Source organism: Bacillus cytotoxicus NVH 391-98, from assembly GCF_000017425.1.
Classification (GTDB): Bacteria; Bacillota; Bacilli; order Bacillales; family Bacillaceae_G; genus Bacillus_A; species Bacillus_A cytotoxicus.
This window is the reverse complement of the sequence record NC_009674.1, coordinates 3,564,650-3,572,500: the sequence shown is the minus strand read 5'-3', so window position 1 is coordinate 3,572,500 and position 7,851 is coordinate 3,564,650. Positions and strand designations below refer to the sequence as shown.

At 41.1% G+C, this 7,851-nt stretch carries 3 protein-coding genes, 22 tRNA genes and 2 rRNA genes (1 of these 27 running past the window's edge); all 27 read left to right on the top strand.

The window, feature by feature from the left end:
* A 23S ribosomal RNA gene (locus BCER98_RS17735) occupies window positions 1–423 on the top strand; it begins 2,499 nt to the left of the window's first position.
* Between the two features lie 145 nt (window positions 424–568).
* Window positions 569–684 (top strand): 5S ribosomal RNA (gene rrf / locus BCER98_RS17730).
* A 4-nt stretch (window positions 685–688) separates the two neighbouring features.
* A tRNA-Val gene (locus tag BCER98_RS17725) sits at window positions 689–764 on the top strand.
* A 5-nt stretch (window positions 765–769) separates the two neighbouring features.
* Window positions 770–845, top strand: a tRNA-Thr gene (locus BCER98_RS17720).
* A gap of 9 nt (window positions 846–854) precedes the next feature.
* Window positions 855–930 (top strand) — tRNA-His (locus BCER98_RS17715).
* A gap of 18 nt (window positions 931–948) precedes the next feature.
* Window positions 949–1,029 (top strand) — tRNA-Leu (locus tag BCER98_RS17710).
* A 29-nt stretch (window positions 1,030–1,058) separates the two neighbouring features.
* A tRNA-Gly gene (locus BCER98_RS17705) sits at window positions 1,059–1,133 on the top strand.
* Window positions 1,134–1,143: 10 nt separating this feature from the next.
* Window positions 1,144–1,232: transfer RNA gene (locus tag BCER98_RS17700), tRNA-Leu, on the top strand.
* A gap of 3 nt (window positions 1,233–1,235) precedes the next feature.
* Window positions 1,236–1,309 (top strand) — tRNA-Arg (locus BCER98_RS17695).
* An 8-nt stretch (window positions 1,310–1,317) separates the two neighbouring features.
* A tRNA-Pro gene (locus BCER98_RS17690) sits at window positions 1,318–1,391 on the top strand.
* 14 nt (window positions 1,392–1,405) lie between these two features.
* Window positions 1,406–1,478, top strand: a tRNA-Ala gene (locus BCER98_RS17685).
* 17 nt (window positions 1,479–1,495) lie between these two features.
* Window positions 1,496–1,572: transfer RNA gene (locus BCER98_RS17680), tRNA-Met, on the top strand.
* 4 nt (window positions 1,573–1,576) lie between these two features.
* A tRNA-Ile gene (locus BCER98_RS17675) sits at window positions 1,577–1,653 on the top strand.
* Between the two features lie 17 nt (window positions 1,654–1,670).
* Window positions 1,671–1,763 (top strand) — tRNA-Ser (locus BCER98_RS17670).
* A 19-nt stretch (window positions 1,764–1,782) separates the two neighbouring features.
* Window positions 1,783–1,859: transfer RNA gene (locus tag BCER98_RS17665), tRNA-Met, on the top strand.
* 1 nt (window position 1,860) lies between these two features.
* Window positions 1,861–1,936 (top strand) — tRNA-Asp (locus BCER98_RS17660).
* A gap of 9 nt (window positions 1,937–1,945) precedes the next feature.
* A tRNA-Phe gene (locus BCER98_RS17655) sits at window positions 1,946–2,021 on the top strand.
* Between the two features lie 14 nt (window positions 2,022–2,035).
* Window positions 2,036–2,111, top strand: a tRNA-Thr gene (locus BCER98_RS17650).
* Window positions 2,112–2,121: 10 nt separating this feature from the next.
* Window positions 2,122–2,197, top strand: a tRNA-Lys gene (locus tag BCER98_RS17645).
* A gap of 13 nt (window positions 2,198–2,210) precedes the next feature.
* Window positions 2,211–2,281, top strand: a tRNA-Gly gene (locus BCER98_RS17640).
* 11 nt (window positions 2,282–2,292) lie between these two features.
* A tRNA-Ile gene (locus BCER98_RS17635) sits at window positions 2,293–2,369 on the top strand.
* A gap of 4 nt (window positions 2,370–2,373) precedes the next feature.
* Window positions 2,374–2,448 (top strand) — tRNA-Asn (locus tag BCER98_RS17630).
* Window positions 2,449–2,452: 4 nt separating this feature from the next.
* Window positions 2,453–2,543, top strand: a tRNA-Ser gene (locus BCER98_RS17625).
* Window positions 2,544–2,550: 7 nt separating this feature from the next.
* Window positions 2,551–2,622 (top strand) — tRNA-Glu (locus BCER98_RS17620).
* Between the two features lie 845 nt (window positions 2,623–3,467).
* Entirely contained in the window at window positions 3,468–4,415 is a 948-nt protein-coding gene (locus tag BCER98_RS17615) for an L-lactate dehydrogenase (protein WP_012095961.1), read from the top strand.
* 413 nt (window positions 4,416–4,828) lie between these two features.
* A complete protein-coding gene (gene glgB, locus BCER98_RS17610; protein ID WP_012095960.1) occupies window positions 4,829–6,766 on the top strand; it encodes a 1,4-alpha-glucan branching protein GlgB in 1,938 nt (645 codons plus the stop codon).
* Entirely contained in the window at window positions 6,714–7,844 is a 1,131-nt protein-coding gene (locus BCER98_RS17605) for a glucose-1-phosphate adenylyltransferase (RefSeq protein ID WP_012095959.1), read from the top strand. Before glgB ends, BCER98_RS17605 begins: the two co-directional genes overlap by 53 nt.
* The last annotated feature ends 7 nt before the right edge of the window (window positions 7,845–7,851 follow it).

Here is a 7,851-nt window from a genome sequence, read left to right as displayed (position 1 = left end):
CATCGACGGGGAGGTTTGGCACCTCGATGTCGGCTCATCGCATCCTGGGGCTGTAGTCGGTCCCAAGGGTTGGGCTGTTCGCCCATTAAAGCGGTACGCGAGCTGGGTTCAGAACGTCGTGAGACAGTTCGGTCCCTATCCGTCGTGGGCGTAGGAAATTTGAGAGGAGCTGTCCTTAGTACGAGAGGACCGGGATGGACGCACCGCTGGTGTACCAGTTGTTCTGCCAAGGGCATCGCTGGGTAGCTATGTGCGGAAGGGATAAGTGCTGAAAGCATCTAAGCATGAAGCCCCCCTCAAGATGAGATTTCCCATAGCGTAAGCTAGTAAGATCCCTGAAAGATGATCAGGTTGATAGGTTCGAGGTGGAAGCGTGGTGACACGTGGAGCTGACGAATACTAATAGATCGAGGACTTAACCAATAAAAAAGCGGAAGCGACTTGTTCAGAGTCGCTGGAGCTGGATTCAATATGAAGCAAATGTTATCTAGTTTTGAGAGAATATAAAAAAACTTGTTGACTTTTTTAGTGAATTAGGTATAATAATGATTGTCTCAAATGAATATTGTCTGGTGATGATGGCAGAGAGGTCACACCCGTTCCCATACCGAACACGGAAGTTAAGCTCTCTAGCGCCGATGGTAGTTGGGGCCTTGCCCCTGTGAGAGTAGGACGTCGCCAGGCGAATGGAGGATTAGCTCAGCTGGGAGAGCACCTGCCTTACAAGCAGGGGGTCGGCGGTTCGATCCCGTCATCCTCCACCATATATGCCGGCTTAGCTCAATTGGTAGAGCAACTGACTTGTAATCAGTAGGTTGGGGGTTCAAGTCCTCTAGCCGGCACCAGTAACTATGGCGACTGTGGCGAAGTGGTTAACGCACCGGATTGTGGCTCCGGCATTCGTGGGTTCGATTCCCATCAGTCGCCCCATATTTTAAAATATAGTATGCGGGTGTGGCGGAATTGGCAGACGCACCAGACTTAGGATCTGGCGCCTTTGGCGTGGGGGTTCGACTCCCTTCACCCGCACTTTTAATAAAACACTTATAACATGTCTTGCGGAAGTAGTTCAGTGGTAGAATACAACCTTGCCAAGGTTGGGGTCGCGGGTTCGAATCCCGTCTTCCGCTCCAAATATGACATGCCGGGGTGGCGGAACAGGCAGACGCACAGGACTTAAAATCCTGCGGTGGGTGACCACCGTGCGGGTTCGACTCCCGCCCTCGGCACCATATGCGCCCGTAGCTCAATTGGATAGAGCGTTTGACTACGGATCAAGAGGTTAGGGGTTCGACTCCTCTCGGGCGCGTTCTCTTTCGGGAAGTGGCTCAGCTTGGTAGAGCACCTGGTTTGGGACCAGGGGGTCGCAGGTTCAAATCCTGTCTTCCCGATACTAAAAAAACATGGGGCCTTAGCTCAGCTGGGAGAGCGCCTGCCTTGCACGCAGGAGGTCAGCGGTTCGATCCCGCTAGGCTCCACTTTATATGAGTTTTATGGCGGTGTAGCTCAGCTGGCTAGAGCGTACGGTTCATACCCGTGAGGTCGGGGGTTCGATCCCCTCCGCCGCTACCATAAAGGACCTTTAGCTCAGCTGGTTAGAGCAGACGGCTCATAACCGTCCGGTCGTAGGTTCGAGTCCTACAAGGTCCACCACTTAAATTAAATTATATGGAGGTATACCCAAGTCTGGCTGAAGGGATCGGTCTTGAAAACCGACAGGCGGCGAGAGTCGCGCGGGGGTTCGAATCCCTCTACCTCCTCCATTTTCATATTATATATCATCGCGGGGTGGAGCAGTCTGGTAGCTCGTCGGGCTCATAACCCGAAGGTCGCAGGTTCAAATCCTGTCCCCGCAACCAAGGTCCCGTGGTGTAGTGGTTAACATGCCTGCCTGTCACGCAGGAGATCGCCGGTTCGACCCCGGTCGGGACCGCCATCATATAAAGGCTCGGTAGCTCAGTCGGTAGAGCAGAGGACTGAAAATCCTCGTGTCGGCGGTTCGATTCCGTCCCGAGCCACCATTTTGAAATAGCAAGCCGGCTTAGCTCAATTGGTAGAGCAACTGACTTGTAATCAGTAGGTTGGGGGTTCAAGTCCTCTAGCCGGCACCATTTTCAAAATGAGCCATTAGCTCAGTTGGTAGAGCATCTGACTTTTAATCAGAGGGTCGAAGGTTCGAGTCCTTCATGGCTCACCATTTACAATTTTATGCGGGTGTAGTTTAGTGGTAAAACAAGAGCCTTCCAAGCTCTGGTCGAGAGTTCGATTCTCTTCACCCGCTTTTTCTTCTGTGGGCCTATAGCTCAGCTGGTTAGAGCGCACGCCTGATAAGCGTGAGGTCGATGGTTCAAGTCCATTTAGGCCCACCATTATTCCGCAGTAGCTCAGTGGTAGAGCTATCGGCTGTTAACCGATCGGTCGTAGGTTCGAGTCCTACCTGCGGAGCCATTATAGAGAAGTACCCAAGAGGCTCAAGGGGCTCCCCTGCTAAGGGAGTAGGTCGCTAACGCGGCGCGAGGGTTCGAATCCCTTCTTCTCTGCCAGAAATTTGGCCCGTTGGTCAAGTGGTTAAGACACCGCCCTTTCACGGCGGTAACACGGGTTCGAATCCCGTACGGGTCATATGAAAGAGATAGCATTATGCTATCTCTTTTTTCATGTTTCTGAAATAGTAAAAATATAATAATGGTTAATAGTATCAAACATATACTACTTAATATCATACAAAAGATCATTATGCTAAGTTTTTTGGCTTTAACTGCTAAGAGTGAAGCGATGATACATCCAACATCGATTATAGAAAATAAAGTAAAACTTTAATCAGTGGGGGGGCTTCATCCCTCGCTGATTATGGGCTCTCACCAATCGGGCTGTTACGGGCAGCCCTACTCCCACCTATCTTCCTTGCTGCTCTCTGAATCTTGAGGTGGGAGTCTTACTACCCTGAAATAGCGGGATCAAATAATTAAGGTCCATAGATTTAATCTTGTTATAAAAAATATTAGCAATGTAGCAATTATTAAAGAAATACTCCAAAGAATAGGAATGGTTATTGTTTTGCTTTCTTACGAATTCCTCATTATTTCACCTCATTTTTATTGTATCAAATCTAATTACTTGCAGACTATTGAGAAGAAATGGAATATCAAGTAGGGATTCCATAAAGAACATAAGCTTTGGAAGGTATCGAGATCGTGCAGGTAAGGAGAAAAAGAAGTATATGTATATACTAATTGTTTTTTTACAATTAGCAGGCAGATCGAAAAAATGGAATTGATTTCATGGGTAATAGTATAACTTTCTACTATGTGTGAAAAAGTTCACAAATAGGTCATAATTTGTGAACTTTTTCACAATTACTTATGCTACAATATGAGTGTAAGGAAGTTAAACAACATTAAATTAGTACTTTAATTAATTATTAAAACAACAATAATAAATGTTAGTCATAGAGAGGGGAATTCACAATGAAAAAAGGCATTAATCGTGTAGTATTAGTAGGAACAGGAGCTGTAGGTTGTAGTTACGCTTATTCCATGATTAACCAAGGTGTAGCTGAAGAATTCGTGCTTGTAGATGTGAATGAAGCAAAGGCAGAAGGAGAAGCGATGGACTTAAGCCATGCGGTACCATTTGCTCCATCACCAACAAAGATTTGGAAAGGTAGCTATGAAGATTGTAAGGATGCTGACATTGTCTGTATCACAGCTGGATTACCACAAAAACCAGGTGAAACTCGTTTAGATTTAGTGGAGAAAAATGCAAAAATCTTTAAGCAAATTGTTCGTAGTATTATGGATACTGGTTTCGATGGGATTTTCTTAATCGCAACTAACCCAGTTGATATTTTAACTTATGTAACTTGGAAAGAATCTGGATTACCAAAAGAGCGTGTAATTGGTTCTGGTACAACTCTTGACTCTGCTCGTTTCCGCTACATGTTGGGTGATTACTTCGATGTGGATCCACGCAATGTTCATGCATATATCATTGGGGAACATGGTGATACTGAACTTCCAGTTTGGAGTCATGCGACAATAGGTGTTCAAAAAATTGAAAAAATTATGTCTGATAACAAAGAAAAATACAGCCAAAAAGATTTAGAAGATATCTTTGTCAATGTTCGTGATGCTGCTTATCATATCATCGAGCGTAAAGGCGCAACTTACTATGGAATCGGTATGTCACTACTTCGTGTAACAAAAGCAATTTTAAACAACGAGAACAGCGTATTAACTGTATCTGCATACCTTGAAGGCCAATATGGTGAGAAAGATGCTTATGTAGGTGTTCCTGCTATTATTAATCGTCAAGGTGTACGTGAAATTGTTGAGCTCGAGTTGAATGAAGAAGAAAAAGCAAAATTCGCTCATTCTGTAAAAGTATTGAAAGAAACAATGGCACCAGTATTATAAGATAGTTAATAACTGATTTAGAAGCTGGGAACTGCTTCCTGCTTCTAAATTTTATATAAATTCCTTTTCTAGTTCTTGTTGTATATCCCCAAAATATATCCCTTTTTGCTGGAGAAGGATAAAAAAGAGTCCGTCCAAAAGTTATACTTTTGGGCGGACTCTTTTTTTAATAGTTAATGAAGTGACGCAATTTGTTGAAATTGCCGATATATCCTAATCATTTCTTCTCAATCATTAAAGCGCTTTCGGAAAATGTTCGTCAAATTTCGATATATTTCCTTATAAGGTGATGTTTTTTCTCTCAAATGTTATGAAAAAACGGATATTTATTTCAAAAGGAACAAGGATATTTCATCCCTATAGCGAATGTTGAATGTATTGAAAAATTCTGTCATCTTCGTGAGGTGAACATATTGCGTGCCATACATTGTTTAGAAGAAAGGTTAGAACAATTTCATACAGAGAAATGTTATGAGAGCTATCAAATATTTGGAGCACATCTTGCAGTAGAAAATGGAGTGCATGGTGTACGTTTTACTGTATGGGCTCCTCGTGCTAAAAATCTAAGTGTTGTTGGAGATTTTAATGAATGGAATGAAAAGCAACATAGGATGCAAAAAGTGACAGAAGCGGGGATTTGGTCGCTATTTATTCCTCAAATAGAAGAAAAAGAAATATATAAATATGCTATTGAGACCATCAATGGCGAAGTGATTTTGAAAGCAGATCCTTATGCAACATATGCAGAAGTAAGACCAAATACGGCATCTGTTATTTTGGATATAGAGGGATACGAATGGAATGATAAAAATTGGTTTCGTAAAAAGAAAAAAAAGTCAGTTTATAAAGAAGCAATGGCAATTTATGAATTGCATTTTGGATCATGGAAAAAGAAAGAAGATGGTTCTTTATACTCATATCGTGAAATGGCAGAGGAATTGATTCCTTATATGGCAAATCATCATTTTACTCATATTGAGATTATGCCGCTTGTTGAGCATCCATATGATCGGTCATGGGGATATCAAGGGACGGGATACTATGCAGTGACAAGTCGTTTCGGCACGCCGCATGATTTTATGTATTTTGTCGATGAATGTCATAAATATGGAATCGGTGTCATTTTAGATTGGGTACCAGGGCATTTTTGCAAAGATGCTCATGGCTTATATTTATTCGATGGAACACCAACCTATGAATATAGAGATTTAGATGTACAAGAAAATCGTGTTTGGGGAACGGCAAACTTTGATTTAGGAAAGCGAGAGGTAAGGAATTTTTTAATTTCAAATGCACTATTTTGGATGAAATATTATCATATTGATGGTTTTCGTGTTGATGCAGTTGCGAATATGCTGTATTGGGAGAAAGAGGGGAAAGCACAGAGTAATGAATATGCAGTTTCTTTTTTGCGTGAATTAAATGAAGCAGTATTTGCAGAAGATGGCGAATTTCTAATGACTGCTGAAGATTCAACAGCTTGGCCTCTTGTAACTGCTCCAACTTATGAAGGGGGATTAGGATTTAATTATAAGTGGAATATGGGTTGGATGAATGATGTTTTGAAATATATGGAGTGTGCTCCAGAGTATCGAAAATATATTCATGAAAAAATGACATTTTCTTTATTATATGCTTACTCAGAAAATTTTATTTTACCTCTTTCACATGATGAGGTCGTTCATGGAAAGAAATCATTGCTGAACAAAATGCCAGGAAACTATTGGGAGAAGTTTGCACAGCTTCGCTTATTATATGGATATTTCTTTACACATCCAGGAAAGAAATTATTGTTTATGGGAGGCGAATTTGGACAATTTGATGAGTGGAAAGATCTTGAAGATTTAGATTGGAATTTACATGAATTTGAAATGCATCGTCATATGCATGATTACTTTAAAGAACTCATAGCATTGTATAAGCGTTCTAAACCACTTTGGCAGCTCGATTATTCTCATGAAGGATTCCAATGGATTGATGCTGATAATAAAGAGCAAAGTATTTTCTCGTTTATTCGTAAAGGAGATAGAGAAGATGATGTTCTGATTGTGATATGCAATTTTACTAGCATTGTGTATGAAAAGTATAAGGTTGGCGTACCAGAGTTTCAATATTATAACGAGATTTTAAATAGTGACGCGATAGCATATGGTGGTTCAGGAAGAATAAATAAAAAGCGTTTAAAAAGCATTTCACAGCCATATCATAATCAAACTGCTCATGTAGAAATTACAATTCCACCATTTGGCGTATCTATTTTAAGACCAGTGAAAATGAGAAAGGGGAGCAAAAAACAAGATGGTAAAAAAGCAGAATTGCGTAGCAATGCTACTAGCCGGAGGAAAAGGTAGTCGCTTAAGTGCATTAACAAAAAACTTAGCGAAGCCAGCTGTTCCTTTTGGTGGTAAGTATAGAATTATTGACTTTACATTAAGTAATTGCTCCAACTCTGGAATTGAAACAGTGGGGATTTTGACGCAATATCAACCATTAGAGCTTCATAATTATATAGGGATTGGAAATGCATGGGACTTAGATCGAGTGAATGGCGGAGTAACGGTTTTGCCTCCATACGCAGAAGCGTCTGGAGTGAAATGGTATACGGGCACAGCGAGTGCCATTTATCAAAATATGAATTTTTTACGGCAATATAATCCTGAATATGTCTTGATTTTATCTGGAGATCATATTTATAAGATGGATTATAGCAAAATGCTAGATTACCATATTGCGAAAGAAGCGGATGTTTCGATTTCTGTTATTGAAGTGCCATGGGATGAAGCAAGTCGTTTCGGTATTATGAATACAAATGAAGAGATGGAAATTGTCGAGTTTGAAGAAAAACCACAATTTCCGAAAAGCAATTTAGCTTCAATGGGTATTTATATTTTTAATTGGGCCATTTTAAAAGAGTATTTAGAGATGGATGCACGAAACCCGGACTCTAGTAATGATTTCGGAAAAGACGTACTGCCACTTTTATTAGATGAAGGGAAAAAATTAATTGCGTATCCATTTCAAGGATATTGGAAGGATGTTGGTACAGTAAAGAGCTTATGGGAAGCAAATATGGACTTACTTCGTGATGAGTCTTTATTACAGTTAAATGATCATGAATGGCGCGTGTATTCTGTTAATCCAAATGAACCACCGCAGTTCATTTCTGAGACAGCCAAAGTAGAAGAATCACTGATTAATGAAGGATGTATTATTGAGGGAGAAGTGAGGCATTCTGTGCTTTTTCAAGGTGTAACAGTAGATGAAGGAAGTAAAGTGATTGATTCAGTTGTGATGCCCGGGGCTCATATCGGTAAAAATGTTGTCATTGAAAAAGCAATTGTTGGGCCCGGTATGGTCATTGAAGATGGAGAGGTGATTCGATCAGAGAAAAATACCGACGATGTTGTATTGATTGCAGAAGGAATATAGATAAGGG